The following is a 21,273-nucleotide window of genomic DNA, read 5'->3' on the forward strand; positions in this document are numbered from 1 at the left end:
TTATTGATCATAAACAAGGTGCACAGAAAGACCGCCCAGCGCCGTCGGGCAGCCCACGTCAGTCGTCATCTGGTGCACCGCTGCGATACGCCGCACGATGGACCAGCCCAGGCCGCTGCCGCTCTCCACGCTGCCAGTCACGCGGAAGAATCGCTCGCCCAGGCGCTGGCGGTCGGCGGCATCCAGCCCCGGCCCGCTGTCTTCAACGCTCAGCACGATCTGCCCAACCTGCCGCAGCACGCTCACCCGGATGCGCGCTGCCGGCGGACTGTAGCGTACGGCGTTGTCCACCAGGTTGCGCACCAGCACGGCCAGCAGCGTTTCGTTGCCGGGCATGAGGCAAGGCTCGCTGCCTTCGAATTCGAGCGACTGCTGCTTGCCGATCGCTTTCGGTGCCAGCTCGGCCACCACGCGCTGGGCCAATGCCCGCAAATCAACATTGGCCATGGCGGGTAACTCGGCGGCCTCCAGCCGGGACAGGCTGAGCAACTGCCCGACCAGCCGCGTGGCCCGGTCGCAGCCTTCCAGCGTGCCTTCAAGTGCATGCCGCCGCAGGGCATCGTCGGCCTCCCCCATGGCCACCTGCGCCTGCATGCGGATGGCGGCAATCGGCGTGCGCAGTTCATGCGCGGCGTCGGCGGTGAAGCGGCGCTCGGATTCGAGCAGTTGCCCGATGCGCTCGAACAGGCTGTTCAAGGCGTCGATCATCGGCGCCATCTCGGACGGTGCCTGCGCCAGCGTGACCGGGCTCAGCGCCTGCGGCTGGCGCTCGGCCAGGACGTGGCCCAGCTGGCGCATCGGCTGCACGCCCAGGCGCACCGCCCACCACACCGCACCCACCAGCAGCGGCAGCGCAATGACCATGGGCCACAGGGTGCTGCGCAGCACCGCCCACAAAATATCGTTGCGCGAACCCGTCTGCTCGCCGACATAGACCTGCACATCGCGCTCGGCGCCGTGGGCCGCAAACACGCGCCATGCCTGACCCTGAAGCGCGACGGTCTTGAACCCGGACTTGAAATCCTGGGCTGCCTCGACCATCGGCGCCACCGGCGCATTGGCCGAACGCATGGCCAGCCGGCCTTCATGAAAAACCTGGAACGCCACCTTGGGCGCATAGCGGTGCAGCGTGGGCGCGTCCAGTTCCCGGTCGCGGTCGTTTCCCTGTTCGTCCTGTTCAATCTCCTGCGCCTGCTGCACCACCAGCAGGGCTGCTGCCTGGGCCAAGTGGCCGTCGAGCAGCTCGTCCAGCTCGTGGCGCACGTCATACCAGGTCAGCACGGAAGTGACCAGCCAGACCAGCGCCACGCCGGAAATCACCAGCAGCAGCAGCCGGTTTTGCAGCGAACGCGGTGGCCGGATCATGATGCAGGCATATCGCGCTGCAGCATGTAGCCCACGCCGCGCACCGTGTGGATCAGTGCCGGGCCCAGCTTGCGCCGCAAATTGTGAACATGCACCTCGATGGCGTTGCTTTCCACCTCCTGGCCCCAGCTGTAGAGCTGCTGCTCCAGCTGCTCGCGCGACAGCACCCGGTCGGCGCCCAGCATGAAGGCCTGCAGCAGGTCGAATTCGCGCGTTGAAAGCGCTACCTGCTCGCCCGCCTTGCGCACGGTGCGCGAGGCCGGGTCCAGCACGAGGTCCTGCGCGCTCAAACATTCCTGCGGCTGGCCGTGGGCGCGGCGCACCAGCGCGCGCAACCGCGCGGCCAGTTCGTGCAGATCGACCGGCTTGACTACGTAGTCATCGGCACCCAGGTCCAGGCCACGTATCCGGTCGGGCACGGCGTCGCGGGCGGTCAGCACCAGCACCGGCGTCTTGATGCCAGAGCGGCGGATGGCCGCCAGCACATCCAGCCCGTCCTTGCGCGGCAGGCCTAGGTCGAGCACGGCGGCTTCGTAGGGCTGGGCGCGCAGTTCACGCTCGGCGGCTTCGCCATCGCGCACCCAGTCCACCTGAAAGCCAAGCTGGCGCAGCCCGGCCCGCAGGCCGTCGCCCAGCAATCCATCGTCTTCAGCCAGCAGGATGCGCATGGGGGTCTCTTTCAGTCGTTGTCATGGTTGCGGCGATTATCAAGCTGCACCGCATCAGCGCCGGTGTTTTGCGGCGCATCGCTCCACTGCCAGCCCCAAAAGCCCAGCACGCAGGCCAGCACCAGCGCGGCCAGCAAGCCGTGGTTGCGCTTGGCCAGATCGGGGCCAGGGCCGGCGGTGCGGCCGGTCAGCATGGGCAGCGCCTGATTCTTGCGCCGCAGCAGGCTCAACAGGGCAATCAGCCCGATATGCGCCAGCACCATCATGAGCAGGGCATTGCCGAAAAACTCATGCACGTCTTCGAGCCATTCGCCGCCCCACTCGTCCCAGACCGCATAGCCGCTGAGCGTCAGCGGAATAACCGCACCCAGGATCAGCACCACGACCAGCGCCATCATGAGGTTCTGGCCCTGGCGCCAGACTGGCTGCAACGCGGCGGGTGATGTCACCGTGGGCAAGGACTTGAGCCAGGCCGGCAGGCCCTGCAACTTGCGCCACAGCATGGACAAGCGCGCCTGGCGCGGCCCGAACAGACCCCACAAGACGCGCGCCACCAGCAGCCCGGCCAGGGTGTAGCCCAGCGACACATGCACCAGCCGCCAGCGCTCGCCGTCGGCGGTGAGGTAGGCGCCGGTGAAACTCAGCGCCATCAGCCAGTGCAGCATGCGCGTGGTGGCATCGACCACGCGGCGGCTTTGCGGACGGGGCGGCTGCGCCTGCGCGCTGGCGGGTGGACTGGACGGCTGTGAAGTTTGTGAAGGAGGAAAGGTGTTGGCAGTCATGGCTTTGTCATTTCTTATTTGGGGATGCGGATGTTGTCGTCGTCGAAATCGCCCTTGTCGGCGCCGGTGTGGCAGGCCGCGCAGTTGGCCCGGCTGCCAATCGCTGCCCGTTTCCACACCTGCGGCGCGACCTCGTGGTGCTTGCGCTCGAACCAGCTTGAGGTGGTGATACGGTCCTGCGGCGGCTCCTCGCTGACGCGCTTGTAAGAACCGGCGTTGGCGCCCAGCCAGGTCGAGAGTTCCTTGACGGTCGCCGGGTCCAGCGATGCGTCGGTGCCGTAATGCCTGGGCAGGCCGGCCATCACCCGCTTCCAGGAAGCCGCCGGCAGCATGCCGGGCGGATAGGCCAGGTGGCAGGCGGCGCACTCCTGCTGGTACTTGGGCAGCAGCGGCACCATGCGCCGGTCGCTGTCGGCCACGGCTGCCTGCAGGATGCCGAGGGCGGCGAGCAGGCCGAACGTGAGCTGGGTGGCCAGCGAAGAAAATCGAAATGACATGGTGTGCTTCCTTGTGCAGTAGATGAAGTGCCGGCCGTCAGCGCTTGAGCGCCATCAGCCAGGCCAGCACATCGGCCTTTTCGGCGGCCGTGCATTCGCGGGCGGCCACGTCGTTGCAGTTGCGGCGAAACCATTTCTCGGTCTTGGCTGAGTCGGTGAAACGCTCAGGGTTGAAGGCCGGCGCCAGCGCGCTGATGGATTTTCCGGTGGACGCATGCTTGCCAGTCTGGGTCGGCAAGGCGCCATGGCAGGAGGCGCAGCTCCAGTCGCGGCCGTGGCGCGTGTTGAAAAACTGCTGGCCGCGCGCAGGCACCGCAGGCGCTCCGGCCTGGGCCGTGTAGCCGGCCAGCTGTTCGGCGGGCGTCGTGGCATAGGCCACGGGGGCGATGGCGGCGCAGGTCAGGACGGCGGCCGCCAGCAAGGCTTGAAACGGCGATGGATGCGGGAATGACAGCTTCATGAAAACTCCTTGTTTGGGGCTTGTTCTCATGATGCGGCGGCGTTCTTAGCGATTTCTTAAGCAAGGCCGCGCGCACTCAGGCAGCCTTAAGCCGCAGCAGGCAAGGTAAGCTCTTTGTCTGAATATCGGGCATCCGCTCGCCACCGAACCCCATCCGCCATGAAATTCAACGACCTCGCCGACGACACCGAAGACACCCAGCACAGCCCGGCCGAGCGCGCGGCGGCCGCCTCGCGCAGCACCTGGGTCAGCGTGGGCGTGAACATCGTCCTGTCGGCCGCGCAGATCAGCGCCGGCATGCTGACAAAATCGCAGGCCTTGATTGCCGACGGCATTCATTCGCTGTCGGACCTGGTGTCTGACTTTGTCGTGCTGTTTGCCGGCCACCACAGCAAGAAGGACGCGGACGTTGACCATCCCTACGGCCACCAGCGGTTCGAGACCGCCGCCTCGCTGGCGCTGGGCCTGATTCTTCTGGCGGTGGGCGGCGCCATGCTGTGGGCGGCTGTGGGCAAGCTGCAGTCCCCCGAGTCCATCCCGCAGGTCCATGCCAGCGCCCTGTGGGTGGTCGGCATCGCCCTGGTTGCCAAGGAAACGCTGTTTCGCTACATGCTGGCGGTGGCCAAGCGCGTCAAGTCGAGCATGCTGGTGGCCAACGCCTGGCATGCGCGCTCGGATGCGGCATCGTCGCTGGTGGTGGGCATCGGCATCATTGGCAACCTGGCGGGCTACCCGATCCTGGACCCGATTGCAGCGCTGATCGTCGGCTTCATGGTTGCCAAGATGGGCTGGGAATTCGGCTGGGAAGCCATGCACGACCTGATGGACCGAGCCGTTGACGAGCAGGAAGTCGAGGCGATTCGCCGCACGCTGATGGAGACGCCCGGCGTCAGCGACGTGCATGACGTGCGCACGCGCAAGATGGGCGACATGATCGTGGTCGATGCGCACATCGAGGTTGATGCCACCCTCACGGTGGAAGCCGGCCATGACATTGCCGTCGAAGCGCGCCAGCGCGTGCTCAAGCGCCACCGGGTACTGAACCTGATGACGCATGTGGACCCGTGGCGGCGGCCCGACCTGGACCATGCGCCGAAAAGTCAATCCACGCCCGTCATCACCCATTGAGCGCTGCATCAGGCGACGAAGGCGACGCAGAATCGCCCGCCGCCTACAGCATTCGTGAGTTCAGGCCGACGATGCCGCCAGCCGGCGCTTGACACACTAGTTCCCGGCAGTCCTTGATTCTCCAAGGCGCCGGACAAACCATGAAACTCCAACATTTCTATCAGCTTGCCAAAAAATCGGTCATGGCCTGGATCGACGATTACGCGCCCAGCATGGGTGCGGCCATTTCCTACTACACGGTGTTTTCGATTGCGCCCTTGATGATCATCGTGATTGCGGTGGCCGGCTTTGTCTGGGGCCGCGAGGCGGTGCAGGGCGAAATCGTTGGCCAGTTGTCCGGCCTGGTCGGCCAGGAAGGCGCGCAGGGCATACAGGCCTTGATCGAAAGCGCCAACCAGCCCACGAAAGGCCTGGTGGCCACGGCCATCAGCATCGTGGTGCTGGTGATTGGCGCGACCACGGTATTTGCCGAGCTGCAAAGTTCCCTGGACCGGATCTGGCGGGCGCCCAAGGCAGCACCGCAGGCTTCAGGCATCTGGGCCTGGGTGCGAAGCCGCCTGCTGTCGCTGGGCTTCATTTTGGGGCTGGGCTTTTTGCTGCTGGTGTCACTGGTGAGCAGCGCCGGGCTTGCGGCCGTGGGCTCATGGGCCAGCGGGCTGCTGCAGGGCTGGGAAACGCTGCTTTTCGTCATCAACGTCGTGTTTTCCATCGGCATTGCCACGATCTTGTTCGCGATGATTTTCAAGGTCATGCCCCAGGTCAAGGTCGGCTGGCGCGACGTGTGGACAGGCGCGTTCGTCACCGCCGTGCTGTTTGAGGTGGGCAAGTGGCTGATCAGCCTGTACATCGGCAAAAGCAGCGTCACCTCGTCCTTTGCGGCCGCCGGTTCGCTGGTGGTGCTGCTGGTGTGGGTGTATTACTCGGCGCAAATCTTTTTGCTGGGCGCCGAATTCACCTGGGTGTATGCCAATGAACATGGTTCGCTCGCCGGCAACCGCAAGCCAGACGCTGCTGACCTGCCGACTGAATCGTCTGGCATCGCCAGCGGACAAAACAAGCCGGGCAAGCAAGCTACAAACCTGCCCGATCCGCCACGCCAGAGCGACCTGGTCATCATCCGCCCGTTCTCTTCACTCCCAACTGCGGTCACCCGCGAGGTCGCCAGCGAATATCCAGGCCATCCCAGCCTGAAGCAACGCGCCATCGTGTACGCGGGCAGCGCTGCTGCCTACCTGGCGCTGCGCCTGCTGCTCAAGCGCAAAGGCCGGGGGCGCGTGGGCTTGCCGGGTTCCTGACGGAAAAATCTGGAGCGCCGCATAAAGCCCGCGCCTTCAATTCCAGCGAAGGAGCGCGCTTGAGCGCATAACATCGCCAGACCAACTGTTTTTTTGAAGGATTTCACCATGGGTTTGCTGGACGGAATGATGGGCAACGCATCGAAAATCGATGCCGACAAGATTCAACAGGAGTTCAGCCAGATTTTGGCCGCCGGCGAGCAGGTCGAGCATGCCTACCAGCTGATCCGCGACTATTTTGTCTTTACCAACAAGCGCCTGGTGCTGGTGGACAAGCAGGGGATGACGGGCAGCAAGGTCGAATACCACTCGTTTCCCTACAAAAGCATCACGCATTTCAGCATTGAGACCGGCGGCCATTTCGACCTGGACGCCGAGTTGAAAATCTGGATTTCAGGCACCGCCCTGCCGGTGCAAAAGCGTTTCAACAAGAAGCTGAGCATTTATGAAGTGCAGAGCGTGCTGGCGGGTTATGTGCTGCGCTAAAGCAACTTTTTAGCATTAAATAGCCATTTTTCGCATGTCCTTTATGCGCGAGCTGCTACGAATTTAGTAGTAAAAAAAATGTTAGCGGCCTTGCTCTCAACGCAAGCCATAGGGCCATAGGCGCAAATGATGGATGCGTAAGGTGCCCTAGATGTCGCGCTCGGCAATCGCTGCAACGGCCAGACGCTCACTTTCGCGCACGAAATTCCTCGAAATTTCATAGCCATGCTTCTTTTCAATCGCCCGGCCGATCGGCTCGATCAATGCCTTCAGCTTCAGCAGCGTGGATGCGCGTTCAATGCGGAGCTGGTAGATGAAACCGCGAAGCCCCAGCAAGGCCTTGGTTTCGTCGACCAGGTAGGCATAGAGCGCATTGAATTTTTCAAGCTTGCTGGTGGCCGCCGCTTTTTCAGGCACCACCGGCTCGGCAGGGGTTGGTGTTTTGACTTCGGCGGGTGCGGCGCTGCCCTTGAATTTCCGGTCGATGAAGCCGCCGTGAAGCAACATCTCCAGCGCATCGACCGGCAGGCTAGCCTCTTGGGCCAGCCGGTTGACTTGCGCCGAATCACGGACGCCGTCCACCAGAATCAGCACACTGACCAGTCGAGCATCAATGTTTGGTGCCGGGGCAAGCAGTTCATTCATGCCCTTTTCTGTTTTTTTATAAACGGCCATAAAGGTGCACTTTTTTAAAACAGTCAGTCTACAAAACTTTGACCAGCCTGCTGACCCGTGCATCAGGCCACACGCTGGCGGTTGGCTGACGCTTTGACGGGCCATGTGGCCTGAACCATTTCCTTGACAACGGGTCATCATGGCATTGCGCCTGTCACAGGGAAGACAGGTTCCCGCACCCACAGTGCAGCGAAGGGCTGGACGGCTCCCCGGGCTTATGCAGGCCGTGGTGCATCGAGAAAATTTTCACATTCCAAAAAGACTTACCGGGTCGCACAACTTTCACCGTGATACAAATATCCATGCCGCTGTGCGGCTGCCAAGAAAAAAACAATGCCTCTTCGTCCTTCTCCTTCTGCGCTGCGTGACCGCCCGCGCAAGTCGCACTGGATTGCGGTCGTTTTGTGGAGCCTTGTCGCTGCGGCAGCGTATGGGCTTTACAGCGGGCGCCTGGCGATTCCCGAGCGCTTCAACCCCTGGGCTCCGCTTGATGTCATGGCAGCGCCAGACATGCTGACATCCTACAAACTCTCGCGCGCCCGCAGCGACCCCGGACATTGCCTGACAGCGCTGGCGCAGACCGGCATGCAGTTCGACGTGCTGCCGGACCGCACCACGGCGCCAGGCTGCGGTTTTGAGAATGCCGTGCGTTTGAGAAGCGCAGGCATTCGCATCGGCGCACCGGTCTCGCTCAGTTGCCCGATGGCGCTGTCGTTTTTCATGTGGGAAAAGCATGCGCTGCAGGCTAGCGCGCAGCAGCATTTCGGCCAGCGCGTGGCCGCCATTGACCACCTGGGCAGTTACGCCTGCCGCAACGTCAACCGTGGCGAAGGCGATTCACCCGATGCGCCGAGCGTCGCGCGGAGCCGGCATGCCACGGCCAATGCGCTGGACATTGCCGGCTTCACGCTGGAAAACGGCCAAAAAATCACGGTGCTGAAAAACTGGCCGCACGCTGCAGCCAGTTCAGCCCCAGGTCCACAAACGCTGATGCTGACCGATGCGCACAACGGCGCCTGCCAGTTTTTCAACGGCGTGCTCGGCCCTGATTACAACGCGGTGCACCGCGACCATTTCCACCTGGAAACCGGCGGCTACAACATGTGCCGCTAACTGCCGCACCCGCCGCTCAGTGACGCCCTTGCATGCGCCGGTCGGCTAGGCGTCGGTCAGCAGCACCGCGTCGCCCAGGTCCAGATCGGCGGAAATCACCGTCGGGCCGATTTCGCTCCGCGCGTACCCGGTAAGGGCTACGGTAGTTCATTGCCAGCATGCTTGTTCCCTGGTTAAGAAGGCCGGTTGAAACAGCCGTGGTAACGAAAGCTGGTGGCTTTCTTCGTAGGCTGGCCAGCGTAGCCAGGGTAAGAAGCGTCTGACGATGCCGGGTCCGGAAAGCCAGCACATGCCAGGCGGCATCAACCGCTGCTGCGTTCGGGCGGCACGCCGGCAGACCGCCATGCAATTTGCGCTGGATTTAAGCAAAAACAGGCTTTTGCGCATACCCCGCAAGCGCAAGGAGCTATGTATTTCATAGCATCCTGATGCGTTACCCGATCCAGGCTTGAGATAGGTTCTGGCATCGCGGGCGCGCGCTGAAAAGGCCGGGCTTAAACTTGCGGGTTCTGGCGACACTGGTCGCAGCCCCCAACCGGCTGTCGGCGTCTTCGCTTTTTGCCTTCTTTCCGAGCACCTTTTCCATGCCATTTTCATCCCTCGGCTTTTCGCCGGCCCTGCTGCCCGTTCTGTCGCGCGCGATTGCCGAAATGGCCTACCTTGCGCCCACGGCGGTCCAGGCGGCGGCGATTCCAGCCATTTTGCAGGGCCGCGACATCGTGGCCTCGGCCCAGACCGGCTCGGGCAAAACGGCGGCGTTCGCCCTGCCCTTGCTGCATCGGCTGGCCGAATCGCCCGCCGGCGCCAAGCGGCGCATTCGCGGCCTGGTGCTGGTGCCGACGCGCGAACTTGCCGCCCAGGTGGGTGAAGCCATCGTCAGCCTGGCCAAATACCTTCCGCAGCGCATCAAGGTCGCGGTGGTGTTTGGCGGCGTGTCGATCAATCCGCAGATGATGAACCTGCGCGGCGGCGCCGACATCATCGTCGCCACGCCGGGCCGGCTGATCGACCTGATCGACCACAAGGCGCTGACACTGGACGCCGTTGAAACCCTGGTGCTCGATGAAGCCGACCGGCTGCTGGACCTCGGGTTTGGCGAGGAGTTGGGCCGCATCCTGCAATTGCTGCCGACGCAGCGTCAGAGCCTGTTTTTCTCGGCGACCTTTCCGCCGGCCATCGAGACGCTGGCCGCCAGCATGCTGCAGGGGCCCCTGCGCATCGAGGTGCAGGCCGCGCCCCAGGCCGAACCCGACATCACGCAGCGCGCCATCGAAGTTGATCCGAGCCGGCGCACGCAGTTGCTGCGCCACCTGGTGCAGACCGAGAAATGGAGCCGGGTGCTGGTGTTCGTCGCCACCAAGCATGCGGCCGAGATCGTGGCCGACAAGCTGCGCAAGGCTGACATCGAGGCCGAGCCCTTTCACGGCGAACTGAGCCAGGGCAAGCGCAGCCAGGTGTTGCTCGATTTCAAGCAAAAACTGGTGCAGGTGGTGGTGGCCACCGACGTGGCCGCGCGGGGCCTCGATATTGTTCAGCTGCCGGTGGTGGTCAACTACGACCTGCCGCGCTCGTCAAGCGACTACACGCACCGCATCGGCCGTACCGGCCGGGCGGGTGAAAGCGGCATGGCCATCAGCTTTGTCAGCGCCGCTACCCAGGCGCATTTTCGGCTGATCGAAAAGCGCCAGCGCCTGAGCGTGCTGCGCGAGCAGGTCGCCGGTTTCGAGCCTGTTGAAATCCTTCAGCCCAATGCCGCCGATCCGCTTTCGGTGGGCGGCGTCAAGGGCAAGCGCCCGAGCAAGAAGGACAAGCTGCGCGAAGCGGCCGGCCAGACAAAACCGGTGCAAGGCGAATAAGCCCTGCAAAAGCAGAGCTTGGGCGAGGCTTATTCGAAGTCTTCGTCGTCGCCGGAAACGGCTTCGGCCCCCTGCGGACGGGCGCTGCGGTGGCCATGCTTGGTGACGACCTCGACGTAAAACTGCTCGGCGCCTTCCTGCACGGCGGTGTCGATCAGGTTCATGAGCGTGGCAAAGTGCACCACGGCCGCAGCGGCTTCGTTGTTGCCGAACTTGCAGTCGAAATCCCAGAAATCCACGCCTGCAGGCAAGGCCCGGCTGCGTTCACGCTTGACGTATTTGCGGATGTCGTGCTTGCTGGCCTCGACCAGCCGGTCACGGTTCTTGCCTTCGATGTTGAGGAGGAATGTTTTTCTCACGGAATGATCCTAATGGGGGGTTTGATGCGATTCACCCCTTGCGGACGTGACTCAGAAGCGGACCATTATCGGTCCACCGGTGGCACCTTCACGGCAGGGCGATCAGCTGCGTGGCAATGCCTTGTCAACCGCGTCATGCAGGTGCTGCAGGCCGAAGGACACGTCGGTGAAAACGCCGTTGACGTAAAACGCCGGCGTTGACCGCACGCTTAGATGCCGGCCGCCCAATACATGCTCCTGCACCCGCTGAAGATAGACATGGTCGGTCATTTCATTGCGGAAGCGCGCCATGTCCAACCCGATCTGAGCGGCATGGTCCAGCAGATGCTTTTCCTTCAGATGCTGCGCATGGGTGAACAGCAGGTCGTACATCGACCAGAACTTGCCTTGTGCACCGGCCGCCTCGGCCGCTTCAGCGGCCAGTTCGGAATGCGGATGCACTTCACGCAGGGGAAAATGGCGAAACACGAAGCGCAGCTGGTCGCCAAAATGCGCCCGCAGGATGTTCACCGCGCCGTAAGCCTGGCAACAGGCCGGGCACTCGAAATCGCCATATTCAAGCAGAGTGACCGGCGCGGACGCGGGTCCGCGAATATGGTCAGTAGCCTCGTCAGGCTGCAACACGGAGATTGTTCTGGAATGGGGATTCATGAAAAATTTCCCTTTCAAAGTCGCTTGCCGATGGTTGCCAGTGGTTTCGACATGCCCGGCAGCGCTCTATGCGCTGCCAAGCGCCCGAAAATCAAGGCCGGGTCAAACCAGCGAGCCCCCCGCAGGGGCCCGGCAGGACCTCAGGCGGCGGACGACGCTGCTGCGGCTGCCGAAGCAGCGGCTGCGGCCTCAAGCGCTTCATCAAGCCCCTTGCATGAAGGCGAGCATACGGCCTGGGACTTGCCCAGCACCTTGCGGGTACCCATCAGGGAACGGGCACGGTGCTTGCCGCACATGAAGCACGACATGGTGGCCGCGCCGAAGGACGTGGTGGCCGCAAAGGGCGAACCGGAAACTTTGGATTTGTAGCGCAGGCCGTCTGCGAGTACGGCGGTTTTGGCGTCAGCTCTTGCCATGGGTGGGGTCTTCCTTATGTGATGGGTTGGAACGGTCCATGGCCCGGCGCATCGCGCGGTCCAGAACCTCTTTGGCTTGCAGCTCCGCAGCGAGCGAAGCGTCCAGCGCCGAGCGGCAAAGCCCGGCATGCTGGTAATTGACGTTCTCGTACACTTCGGCGGCGGCAGGATGGCTGTCGAGCAGGGCGCCGAGTGCCGTTCCCGGCTCGACTTCACCCAGTTCGCTGACCAGATGCTGCACGACCGATCGGTACTGTTCGGCGCCGACAGGCACCGCACTGCGCTCCAGGCGCTCAAGCAACTCAGCGAGCACATGGGTCACGGTCAAATCGGTTTTACGGGCGTTTGGTTTTGTGGCGTTCATGTAACAAATCTGGGGGTTCCTTCCCCAAATTCAAGCACTTTGCCAGTCGGCGTCACCAAGGGGGGTGGATCGGCTGCCAGACCACTGAGAGCCCGGCCCGACAAACGCTAATGCTATATTTTTAATAGCTTTTCGCGCTTGCCTGTCGTGGGTTGGAGTCGTATTTTACAGTTAAAACGAATTGACGTCACTCTCCTGATTTGCAACGCGGTCTTTCAGGCTGCCTTTACGCCGACCTGGAGGGCATCGCGGCCTACCCTGAAAGCTTGATTCAGACCGTATCCGCCCCATGCCAAGGCTACCCGAACTATTGCCCCGGCGGTGTGAATACAAAGGTTGATAAAGTGACGACGCGACCCCGTGGTTTGCGCCATGCTCCAAAAAAGCCGCGGAATGCGGACAAAATGGATACCGGATGCAAGCACTCCTGATAAAAACGAATAGAAATTCGTTTTTATCAAAAAATCTTCCACAACTTTAAAAAGCAAGAAAGAACTTCTAATATGGCGCGTCTCGTCAATTGCATCAAGCTCGGCAAGGAAGCCGAAGGCCTTGATTTTCCACCGTACCCCGGCCCGCTGGGCAAGCGCATCTGGGAAGAGGTCAGCAAGCAGGCTTGGGCCGACTGGATGAAGCAGCAAACCATGCTGGTCAATGAAAACCGGCTCAACCTGGCCGACGCCAGAGCCCGCCAGTACCTGGCGCGGCAGATGGAAAAACACTTCTTCGGCGACGGCGCCGATGCGGTGCAGGGCTACGTTCCACCCACCTCCCCCAGCGCCTGAGCGCGGCGGATGGCCGAGCGTATTGAATGGCGGGACGACGGCACGGCGGGCGGCAGCCCCTACAGCCCGCGCTTTGGCGACCGCTACCGCAGCGAAGCGGGCGGACTGGAACAGGCGCGTGAAGTCTTCCTCAAGGGCTGCGGCCTGCCCGAAGCCTGGCGCGGCCAGCCGCAATGGTGCGTGCTGGAAACCGGCTTTGGCCTGGGGCTCAATTTCCTGGTCACCTGGGCCGCCTGGAGGGCCGACCCGCAGCGCCCTCGCCTGCTGCATTTCGTCTCGACCGAGGCCTATCCAGCCAGCGCCGACGATGTGTTGCGCAGCGCCCTGACGCATCCTGAACTGATTCCTTTCGCGCAGGCTTTGAAGGACCAGCTCTGGGGCCTGCTGCCCGGTATGCACCGGCTGGTGTTCGAGGGCGGCCAGGTGCTGCTCACGCTGTGCATCGGCGACGCCAAGGCGATGCTGCGCGAACCCACTTTTGAAGCTGATTCGGTCTACCTCGACGGCTTCAGTCCGCAGTGCAACCCTGACATCTGGGACGTGCATACGTTTAAGGCCGTGGCGCGCTGCTGCCGCCGAGGCACGCGCATCGCCACCTGGACGATTGCGCGCAGCGTGCGCGACGCGCTGGCGCAATGCGGCTTCATTATCAAAAAAATCCCTGGCATACCGCCCAAGCGCGACAACCTGCAGGGGCAATACCAGCCCGCGTGGGAACCCAAAAAATCCCGGCCCGCACCAGTGCGAACACAAGCGGCGCGCTGCATCGTCATTGGCTCGGGCCTGGCCGGAGCCGCCGTGGCGGCCAGCCTGGCGCGGCGCGGCTGGCAGGTCACGGTTCTGGACGCCGCCAGCACGCCTGCCGCTGGCGCTTCTGGCTTGCTGGCCGGCGTGCTGGCGCCGCATGTGTCACCCGACGACAGTTTGCTGTCGCGCCTGTCGCGCAGCGGCATCCGGGCGATGCTGCAACAGGCCGGTAGCCTGCTGGAAAGCGGTCTCGACTGGAGCTTGAGCGGTGTGCTGGAGCATTGCGTGGAACATTCGCGCCAGTTGCCTGCCGCATGGCGTACCGGACAGGCGCTGGCCAATGCAGCAGGCGACTGGACCAGCGTGGCATCGCCCGAACAGCTGGCCCACGGCGGCCTGCCGCCCGACACCCCGGCGCTGTGGCATGCGCGGGCCGGCTGGATCAAGCCCGCCCGCCTGGTCCGGGCCTGGCTGGCAACGCCGGGCGTGGCATGGCGCGGCAACGTGGCCGTCAGCCAGCTGGCACGGCAAGCCGATGGCTGGCAGGCGCGCGATGACGCCGGCCGGGAACTGGCCAGCGCCGAGTTGGTCGTGGTGGCAGCGGGACACGCCAGCCGCCTCCTGGCCGAATCGGCGGGCCTGGTCCATCCGCTGGCGCTGCAGGCCATTCGCGGCCAGGCCTCGTGGGGCCTGCATGCGCCGGACACGAAAAAGGCCATGCCGGTTTTCCCGGTCAACGGCCATGGCAGCCTAGTGCCGGCCGTGCTGCTGGAAGAAGGGCTAGCCTGGGTCACCGGCTCCAGTTTCGAGCGTGACAACATCAGCACTGAACTACGGTCCGATGACCAAAAATACAACTTCAGTAAGCTGCAAACCCTGCTGCCCGCCGCCGCGCAGGCGCTGACGCCTCAATTTGAAAACGGACAGGTGCAGGGCTGGGCCGGCATTCGCTGCGCCACGCCCAGCCGCCTGCCGTCGCTCGGCCCGCTCGACGGCCTGACCAATGCGTGGGTGTGCAGCGGCATGGGTTCGCGCGGCCTGACATTCGCGGCCTTGTGTGGCGAACTGCTGGCAGCCCGGTTGCACGGCGAACCGTTGCCGCTGGAGCAACGCCAGGCCGATGCGCTGCTGCCGCAATACGCGGCGCGCTGATCGGCAGCCGCGGGTTGGATGCGAGAACTGCGCCATGCGCTTGCCAGGCATAAGGAAGGCGCCGGCCAGCATGTTTGCGGTGAATCGCCGGGGGATCAAAGCAATACGATGTCGTATTGCTCCTGGGCCATCACCGCTTCGGCCTGCAGGGAAATGGGTTTGCAAATGAAGTCGCTCAGACTTGCAAGGTGCTGGCTTTCCTCATCCAGAAACAACTCGATCACTTTGGGCGAAGCCACGATTCTGAATTCCCGTGGATTGAACTGGCGTGCTTCACGCAAGATTTCACGCAGGATGTCGTAGGTCACGCTACGGGCCGTTTTGACAATGCCTTTTCCACTACAGGCATTGCAAGGTTCGCACAACTGATGCGCCAGTGACTCCCGGGTTCGCTTGCGTGTCATTTCAAGCAATCCCAAGGCTGAAAATCCATTCACAGCGGTTTTGACGCGATCGCGCTCCAGTTGTTTTTTGAACTCAGCCAATACGACATCGCGGTGGCTTTCCTTGCCCATGTCAATGAAATCGACAATCACGATACCGCCCAGGTTACGCAGTCGGAGTTGTCGGGCAATGGCCTGTGCGGCCTCCAGATTCGTCTTGTAAATGGTTTCTTCAAAGTTGCGGGCGCCAACAAATCCACCAGTGTTCACGTCAACTGTCGTCAATGCTTCGGTCTGGTCAACGACCAGATAGCCACCGGACTTAAGGTCTACCCGGCGGCCAAGCGCTTTTGCAATTTCCTCGTCAATGTTGAACAAGTCAAAAATAGGCCTCTCACCACTGTAAAGCTGTAGCTTGGGGACAGTTGAGGGCATGAACTCCAGGGCAAAAGCCTTGAGTTTTTCAAACTGTTCACGCGAATCGATCCGAATAGTCTGTGTATTTTCCAGCGCCATGTCGCGCAGCACGCGCTGCAAAAGGCTCAAATCCTGGTGCAAAACAGACGCCGCCGGCATGCGCAAAGAAGCCTGCTTGATACGAAGCCAGGTTTTTCGTAAATAAGCAATGTCTTCAGCCAGTTCAATGTCCGTAGCATCCTCGCCATTGGTTCTAAGAATGAAACCGCCTCCCATATCGGCGACCAAAGACTGAACCCGCTGGCGTAACTCTTCGCGCTGGAGAGGAGGAATTTTTTGCGAAACACCAATGTGGTTGTCTTGGGGTAAAAAGACCAGTAAACGGCCCGCAATGCTAATTTGCGCCGTCAACCGTGCGCCCTTGGTGCCCATCGGGTCTTTAAGAACCTGCACCATCAACGCTTGTCCTTCAAACAACTGCTTCTCGATCGGCTGGAAGGATGCATTTCCTGACGATATGGCCGTTCCCGCAAGCTGCGATTCAGGCTCGGCATGGCGGCTGTTGATACTGCTCATCAAGTCGGCCACGTGCAAAAACGCGGCACGGTCTAGGCCTATGTCGATGAACGCAGACTGCATTCCCGGCAGCACACGGACGATCTTTCCAAGATACACGTTGCCGACCAGGCCACGCTCAAGCGTTCGCTCAACATGCAATTCCTGGACAGTTGCATGCTCCACCACGGCAACGCGTGTCTCTTGAGGCGACCAGTTGATCAGAATTTCTTGTTGCATTGTTCTCAGACAGTAAGGCTAAATATCAAGTCCAGCAGCCCGAAGCAACGCGGCAGTTTCCCATAATGGCAGCCCCATGATGCCGCTGTAACTGCCGTTGATCCGGGTAATATGCATGGACACTCTGCCCTGTATGGCATAAGCGCCCGCTTTGCCAAGAGGTTCGCCAGTGGCTGCATAGCGACTGATTTGATCGCCGGTCATGGCTTCAAAACTCACCCGCGATGTGCTGAGTACCGCAAAACGCCGGGAGCCGTACTGAACTTGAACTGCGGTCAAAACTCGGTGCGTTTTGGCGGAAAGTTCAGACAACATGCGTTCGGCATGTCCAGCATCGTCGGGCTTTCCGTAAATGGTTCGCCCCAGGGCCACAGTGGTGTCAGAGCACACAATAGGCGCTGGCTGAAGCTGGCGCCGAGCCAGGCGCGCTGAAGCGGCATCGAGCTTGAGTCCTGTCACGCGCTTGACGTAGCGTGCTGGCGCCTCGTTTTCAAAGGCGGCTTCCAGCGCTTCAGCATCTTCATCTGCGTCGGGCAGCAGCAGTTCGTACCGAACGCCCAATTGTTCCAGCAACTGACGCCGCCTTGGGCTTTGAGAGGCCAGATATACAAACTTCACCATGCTGAACAGACCTCAAAAAACTACTCGCGATGATACGGGTGATTGATCGTGATGCTCCAGGCGCGATAAAGCTGCTCGATCAGCAATACGCGCACCATGGCATGCGGCAGGGTCAGGTCAGAAAGGCGAATTCGCTGATGGGCGGACTGCTTGAAGCCGGCATCCAGCCCGTCCGGCCCGCCAATCACGATGGCTACGTCGTCGCCAGAAAGCTGCCAATTCTTGAGGTTTTCCGCCAGCGCCATGGTGGTCACGGCCGTCCCGCGCTCGTCCAGTGCCACGACCCGGCAGCCTCGGGAAATGGCACCTTCGATCCGGGCACGCTCAGCAGCAAGCAGGTTTTCCAGGGTTTTGGAGCCCCTCGGTTCGGTCTTGACGGCCTTTAACTCAACCTTCAGTTCTGGAGGAAAGCGTTTGGCGTAGTCGTCGTAAGCCGTCTGGGCCCAATCGGGCACCTTCTGGCCGACCGCTACGATGGTCAGCCTCATTCGCTCCGAGGCGTGGTTTTCTTCGCAGCGGGCTTCCTGGCTGCAGGCGTTTTGGCAGTTGTCGTGGCAGTGGCCTTCCTGGCGGCCACTTTTTTGGCCACGGGAATTTTGACAAGCGGCGTTTTGGCAGGTGCTTTTCTAACGGCTGGTTTGGTCACTTCGGGCCGGGTTTCGGGCTTGGCAGCCCTGGCCGGTTTGCGCGCCTTGAGGGGTTTCGCTTCAGGCTCGGCAGCAGGTGTACTGGCATTGCGCTTGGCGGTCCAGTCGTTGGTCTTGCCGACCCGGCCGACATACGTTCCATCATCGGTGCGTGCGATTTTTTTCGCGTCCAGCGGCGATTCATCAGGCGCATTTTTTGCAGCCTTGGAGGGCTTGGCAGCGGCTGACCTGGGCTTACTTGCAGCGCCAGCACGCGACCGGGCAGGCTTGACTTCTGCTTTCGCTTCAACCTTGGAGGCTTTTGGCAGCGGCGCGGGGGCTCCGAGCTTGAGCTTGATGGGCTTGTCGCCCCAGAGCTCTTCCAGGTTGTAGTACTGACGAATCGTGGGCTGCATGATGTGGGCAACAGCCGCGCCGCAGTCAACGATGATCCACTCGCCGTTGTCTTCGCCCTCAATGCGTGGCTTGGCAAAACCGGCGTCCCGCACGGCGTCGCGCACGCTGGCGGCAAGCGCCTTGGTCTGGCGGTTGGACGTTCCTGAGGCAACGATCACGCGCTCGAAAAGTGACGTGATGTGCTCGGTATCAAACACCTGGATGTCTTGTGCCTTGACATCTTCCAGCCCGTCAATGATGGCGCGCTGCAGTTTTTGGACATCTTTTTTGCCCTCGGTGCTTGAGGTTTTGACAGTGATAGGGGTCATGCAATGCTTTGCTTCAATAAGGTGAAAATTAACCGTGGCCGTACAGGTGATAGAGCGAAATATAACGTGCGACCGCGTCAGGAACCAATTTCCTGGCTTCTTTAGCGGTGGTCGCGCCCGAAGCCATCATTTGGCGAATCTGGGTCGCGCTGACCGGCATCAAGGGCAACTTGAGAAGGAAAAAGCGGTGATGGTGCGGCGCGTAAGCATCAAACTGGATTTGAGTCAGCGCGGATTCTGTGCGGTCAGCTATGCAAATTATAGCGATTTCAAGAATCTCCCTCCATTGATGCCATTGGGCAAAGGTGGCGAACTGGTCTGCGCCTATGAACAGGTAGAGCTGGCACCCGGGATTCTCGGCTTGCAAGGCCTTCAAGGTATCAATGGTAAAGGTAGGGCCCGTGCGCTGCAATTCGCGCGCGTCCACCATGACGCCATCAATGCTGCCGAACGCCAGCCGGGCCATGGCCAGCCGGTGTTCGGGGGCGCTGAGCGCCCTGGCCTTGTGCCATGCCTGGCCGGTCGGGATGACGTGCAGCACATCAAGATCGAACTGCGCCAGCGCTGCCCTGGCCAATGCGACATGGGCATTGTGCGGCGGGTCAAACGCACCACCAAACACGCCGATGCATCGGGGCTGGCCGCTCGCGTTAGTACTCAAACCCAGTCCCGCCTGGCAAGAAACTCTGAATACAGGCGTGCTTCAGGCGATCCGGCTTCATTTGGCCGCTGGTAGGTCCAGCTTGCCAGCGGCGGCATGGACATCAGGATCGATTCGGTTCGTCCACCCGACTGCAGGCCGAAATGGGTGCCCCGGTCCCAGACCAGGTTGAACTCCACATAGCGGCCCCGGCGGTACAACTGGAAATCGCGCTCACGCTGGCCAAAGGGGATGTCCTTGCGGCGTTCGACAATCGGCAGATACGCCTGCAGGAAGGAATCGCCAACGCCTTGCATCATCGCAAAGCTCTGCGCCAAGCCAAGCTCCTGAAAGTCATCGAAGAACACGCCGCCGATGCCGCGCTGCTCCTGCCGGTGCTTGAGGTAAAAATACTCATCGCACCACTGCTTGAAGCGCGGGTATTTATCGTCGCCAAATGGCGCCAGTGCGTCCTTGCACACCTGATGGAAATGCACGGCATCTTCGTCAAAGCCGTAAAAAGGCGTCAGGTCCATGCCGCCGCCAAACCAGCAAACCGGTTCAGCGTCTTGGCCAAGCGGCGTTGCCGCAAGCATCCGGACATTCATGTGCACCGTCGGCACATAGGGATTGCGCGGATGAAACACCAGGGAAACACCCATGGCCTCAAACGGTGCGCCAGCCAGTTCGGGCCGGTGCTGGGTTGCAGAGGGCGGCAGCCTGGGGCCGCGTACATGGGAAAAGCCGCAGCCTGCCCGCTCAAACACCTGGCCCTGCTCCAGGATTTTGGTGATGCCATTGCCCTGCAGCGTTTCACCAGGTTCCTTTTGCCAATGGTCGGCCACGAATGGCTGGCCATCCACCTCGGCAATCGCACAGGTGATGCGCTCTTGCAAACCCAGCAAAAAACTGCGCACGGTTGAAAGGTCGATGCTGGACATGAGCGGCATTCAGGACTTGATAGCCCGGTGACCGATGTCCTTGCGGTACTGCGTGCCATCGAAATCAATCCCCCGGGCGACTTCGTAGGCGCGCTGCTGCGCGGCCTTGACCGTACCGCCGAGCGCCGTTACGCACAGCACGCGGCCGCCGGAAGTGAGCGTGGCGCCGTCCTGGCGCTGCGTTCCCGCGTGAAACACCATGGCGTCTTCACTGGCCGGGGGGAGGCCGTGGATGACATCGCCCTTGCGCGGGTGCAGCGGATAACCGTGCGCGGCCATCACCACGCCAAGGGCCGGACGCCGGTCCCAGTCCATTTCCACCTTGTCGAGCGTTCCCGAGGTAGCCGCCATCATCACATCGAAAAGATCGGTTTTCAGCCGCATCATGATGGGCTGGGTTTCCGGGTCGCCCATGCGGCAGTTGAATTCCAGCGTCTTGGGCTTGCCTTGCGCATCGATCATCAGGCCGGCGTACAGGAAGCCGGTAAACGGAATGCCGTCTTTTTCCATGCCCTTGATGGTGGGCAGGATGATTTCACGCATCGCCCGGGCATGGACATCGGGCGTGACCACCGGGGCTGGCGAATAAGCACCCATGCCGCCCGTGTTCGGGCCCTGGTCGCCGTCGAGCAAACGCTTATGGTCCTGGCTGGTGGCCAGGACGGCGACGTTCTTGCCGTCGCACATGACGATGAAACTGGCTTCCTCGCCCTGCAGGAATTCCTCGATGACGACGCGAGCACCGCCCTCGTTGTGCGTGACGCCCAGTGGGTTGAATTCGGGGTCGGGGGCCAGCATGAATTCGATGGCTTCGTGCGCCTCGCGCAGGGTCATGGCCACCACCACGCCCTTGCCGGCGGCCAGGCCATCTGCCTTGACCACGATGGGTGCGCCTTTTTCATCAACATAGGCATGCGCGGCCGCTGCGTCATTGAAGGTTTCATAGTCCGCCGTCGGAATATGGTGGCGCTTCATGAAAGCCTTGGAAAAGGCCTTGGAGCTTTCCAGCTGCGCCGCCGCCTTGGTCGGGCCAAATATCCGCAGACCGTGCTGGCGAAACTCATCGACAATGCCGGCGGCCAATGGCTGCTCAGGGCCAACGACCGTTAGCGCTATCTTTTCAGTAGCTGCCCACGCCCGCAGGGCTTGCGGGTCCGTGATATTTATGTTCTCAAGCCGGGAATCTAGGGCGGTTCCACCATTGCCCGGCGCGACATACACCGCCTGCACCTTGGGCGACTGGGCCAGTTTCCAGGCCAGCGCATGTTCGCGGCCGCCGCCGCCTACCACCAAGACTTTCATGCTGTGACTTTCATTGTTGTTGTG

General features: G+C 61.9%; 25 protein-coding genes. 7 read left to right on the top strand and 18 right to left on the bottom strand.

The window, feature by feature from the left end; translation table 11 throughout:
• Genes ACP7AD_RS02035 through ACP7AD_RS02055 form a run of 5 tightly spaced genes read right to left on the bottom strand, consistent with a single transcriptional unit; the run spans position 1 to position 3,772 of the window.
• A complete protein-coding gene (locus ACP7AD_RS02035) occupies positions 1-1,365 on the bottom strand; it encodes an ATP-binding protein (protein ID WP_426144837.1) in 1,365 nt (454 codons plus the stop codon).
• Entirely contained in the window at positions 1,362-2,033 is a 672-nt protein-coding gene (locus ACP7AD_RS02040) for a response regulator (RefSeq protein WP_426144835.1), read from the bottom strand. Before ACP7AD_RS02040 ends, ACP7AD_RS02035 begins: the two co-directional genes overlap by 4 nt.
• Positions 2,034-2,044: 11 nt before the next feature.
• Complete coding sequence (locus tag ACP7AD_RS02045; protein WP_426144833.1) at positions 2,045-2,815, bottom strand: cytochrome b/b6 domain-containing protein; 771 nt, start codon at positions 2,813-2,815, stop codon at positions 2,045-2,047.
• A gap of 14 nt (positions 2,816-2,829) precedes the next feature.
• Positions 2,830-3,312, bottom strand: coding sequence for a diheme cytochrome c (locus tag ACP7AD_RS02050; protein WP_426144831.1), 483 nt, complete (start codon positions 3,310-3,312; stop codon positions 2,830-2,832).
• A gap of 37 nt (positions 3,313-3,349) precedes the next feature.
• Positions 3,350-3,772 carry a DUF1924 domain-containing protein gene (locus tag ACP7AD_RS02055; protein WP_426144830.1) on the bottom strand — a complete coding sequence of 141 codons (423 nt, stop codon included), beginning with the start codon at positions 3,770-3,772 and terminating at the stop codon, positions 3,350-3,352.
• Between the two features lie 159 nt (positions 3,773-3,931).
• Here ACP7AD_RS02055 and ACP7AD_RS02060 point away from each other — a divergent pair, with 159 nt between their 5' ends.
• The 3 genes from ACP7AD_RS02060 (at position 3,932) to ACP7AD_RS02070 (ending at position 6,681) form a co-directional block, all read left to right on the top strand.
• A complete protein-coding gene (locus ACP7AD_RS02060) occupies positions 3,932-4,900 on the top strand; it encodes a cation diffusion facilitator family transporter (protein WP_426144829.1) in 969 nt (322 codons plus the stop codon).
• A gap of 140 nt (positions 4,901-5,040) precedes the next feature.
• Positions 5,041-6,195, top strand: a complete 1,155-nt coding sequence (locus tag ACP7AD_RS02065) for a YihY/virulence factor BrkB family protein (RefSeq protein WP_426144828.1) — start codon at positions 5,041-5,043, stop codon at positions 6,193-6,195.
• A 108-nt stretch (positions 6,196-6,303) separates the two neighbouring features.
• Positions 6,304-6,681, top strand: a complete 378-nt coding sequence (locus ACP7AD_RS02070) for a PH domain-containing protein (protein ID WP_029524643.1) — start codon at positions 6,304-6,306, stop codon at positions 6,679-6,681.
• 147 nt (positions 6,682-6,828) lie between these two features.
• Here ACP7AD_RS02070 and ACP7AD_RS02075 read toward each other — a convergent pair whose 3' ends face one another.
• Entirely contained in the window at positions 6,829-7,326 is a 498-nt protein-coding gene (locus ACP7AD_RS02075; RefSeq protein WP_426165965.1) for a hypothetical protein, read from the bottom strand.
• A 363-nt stretch (positions 7,327-7,689) separates the two neighbouring features.
• Between ACP7AD_RS02075 and ACP7AD_RS02080 the strand changes: the two genes are divergently transcribed.
• Both ACP7AD_RS02080 and ACP7AD_RS02085 read left to right on the top strand, forming a co-directional pair.
• Positions 7,690-8,469: an extensin family protein gene (locus ACP7AD_RS02080; protein ID WP_426144825.1), complete on the top strand. Its 780-nt coding sequence runs from the start codon at positions 7,690-7,692 to the stop codon at positions 8,467-8,469.
• 584 nt (positions 8,470-9,053) lie between these two features.
• The gene (locus ACP7AD_RS02085) at positions 9,054-10,325 is read left to right on the top strand and encodes a DEAD/DEAH box helicase (protein WP_426144823.1); all 1,272 of its coding nucleotides are present in this window, start codon (positions 9,054-9,056) and stop codon (positions 10,323-10,325) included.
• A 29-nt stretch (positions 10,326-10,354) separates the two neighbouring features.
• On the opposite strand, the gene ACP7AD_RS02090 is transcribed toward ACP7AD_RS02085, so the two are convergent.
• From ACP7AD_RS02090 to ACP7AD_RS02110, 5 genes are all read right to left on the bottom strand, one after another.
• Positions 10,355-10,684: a DUF6172 family protein gene (locus ACP7AD_RS02090; protein ID WP_426144821.1), complete on the bottom strand. Its 330-nt coding sequence runs from the start codon at positions 10,682-10,684 to the stop codon at positions 10,355-10,357.
• Between the two features lie 102 nt (positions 10,685-10,786).
• Positions 10,787-11,335: a DsbA family protein gene (locus tag ACP7AD_RS02095; protein WP_426144819.1), complete on the bottom strand. Its 549-nt coding sequence runs from the start codon at positions 11,333-11,335 to the stop codon at positions 10,787-10,789.
• A 140-nt stretch (positions 11,336-11,475) separates the two neighbouring features.
• Positions 11,476-11,751 (bottom strand): hypothetical protein, encoded by a 276-nt coding sequence (locus ACP7AD_RS02100; protein ID WP_426144817.1) that lies wholly within the window; start codon positions 11,749-11,751, stop codon positions 11,476-11,478.
• Positions 11,738-12,115, bottom strand: a complete 378-nt coding sequence (locus tag ACP7AD_RS02105) for a hypothetical protein (protein ID WP_426144815.1) — start codon at positions 12,113-12,115, stop codon at positions 11,738-11,740. The genes ACP7AD_RS02100 and ACP7AD_RS02105 overlap by 14 nt, the downstream gene beginning before the upstream one ends.
• Before the next feature lie 215 nt (positions 12,116-12,330).
• Positions 12,331-12,603, bottom strand: coding sequence for a hypothetical protein (locus tag ACP7AD_RS02110; protein WP_426144814.1), 273 nt, complete (start codon positions 12,601-12,603; stop codon positions 12,331-12,333).
• A 15-nt stretch (positions 12,604-12,618) separates the two neighbouring features.
• On the opposite strand from ACP7AD_RS02110, the gene ACP7AD_RS02115 reads away from it, so the two are divergent.
• Together ACP7AD_RS02115 and mnmC are read left to right on the top strand one after the other, a co-directional pair.
• Entirely contained in the window at positions 12,619-12,900 is a 282-nt protein-coding gene (locus ACP7AD_RS02115; RefSeq protein WP_426144813.1) for an oxidative damage protection protein, read from the top strand.
• Positions 12,901-12,909: 9 nt separating this feature from the next.
• A complete protein-coding gene (gene mnmC / locus ACP7AD_RS02120; RefSeq protein WP_426144811.1) occupies positions 12,910-14,799 on the top strand; it encodes an FAD-dependent 5-carboxymethylaminomethyl-2-thiouridine(34) oxidoreductase MnmC in 1,890 nt (629 codons plus the stop codon).
• Positions 14,800-14,894: 95 nt separating this feature from the next.
• Here mnmC and rng read toward each other — a convergent pair whose 3' ends face one another.
• From rng to purD, 7 genes are read right to left on the bottom strand one after another with little or no spacing between them, the layout of a single operon-like run.
• On the bottom strand, positions 14,895-16,394 hold the full coding sequence (gene rng, locus ACP7AD_RS02125; RefSeq protein ID WP_426144809.1) for a ribonuclease G: 1,500 nt from the start codon (positions 16,392-16,394) through the stop codon (positions 14,895-14,897).
• Between the two features lie 18 nt (positions 16,395-16,412).
• Positions 16,413-17,015 carry a Maf family protein gene (locus ACP7AD_RS02130; protein ID WP_426144808.1) on the bottom strand — a complete coding sequence of 201 codons (603 nt, stop codon included), beginning with the start codon at positions 17,013-17,015 and terminating at the stop codon, positions 16,413-16,415.
• A 20-nt stretch (positions 17,016-17,035) separates the two neighbouring features.
• Positions 17,036-17,503: a 23S rRNA (pseudouridine(1915)-N(3))-methyltransferase RlmH gene (rlmH, locus tag ACP7AD_RS02135; protein ID WP_426144807.1), complete on the bottom strand. Its 468-nt coding sequence runs from the start codon at positions 17,501-17,503 to the stop codon at positions 17,036-17,038.
• A complete protein-coding gene (gene rsfS, locus ACP7AD_RS02140) occupies positions 17,500-18,366 on the bottom strand; it encodes a ribosome silencing factor (RefSeq protein ID WP_426144805.1) in 867 nt (288 codons plus the stop codon). Before rsfS ends, rlmH begins: the two co-directional genes overlap by 4 nt.
• Positions 18,367-18,394: 28 nt before the next feature.
• Positions 18,395-19,027, bottom strand: a complete 633-nt coding sequence (gene nadD / locus ACP7AD_RS02145; RefSeq protein ID WP_426144803.1) for a nicotinate (nicotinamide) nucleotide adenylyltransferase — start codon at positions 19,025-19,027, stop codon at positions 18,395-18,397.
• Positions 19,024-19,947, bottom strand: coding sequence for an oxygen-dependent coproporphyrinogen oxidase (hemF, locus tag ACP7AD_RS02150; RefSeq protein WP_426144801.1), 924 nt, complete (start codon positions 19,945-19,947; stop codon positions 19,024-19,026). Before hemF ends, nadD begins: the two co-directional genes overlap by 4 nt.
• A 9-nt stretch (positions 19,948-19,956) precedes the next feature.
• Positions 19,957-21,249: a phosphoribosylamine--glycine ligase gene (gene purD / locus ACP7AD_RS02155; RefSeq protein ID WP_426144799.1), complete on the bottom strand. Its 1,293-nt coding sequence runs from the start codon at positions 21,247-21,249 to the stop codon at positions 19,957-19,959.
• Positions 21,250-21,273: the final 24 nt, after the last annotated feature.

This window comes from Polaromonas sp. DSP2-3-2b2 (assembly GCF_049895905.1).
In the GTDB taxonomy this organism is placed as follows: domain Bacteria; phylum Pseudomonadota; class Gammaproteobacteria; order Burkholderiales; family Burkholderiaceae_C; genus Polaromonas.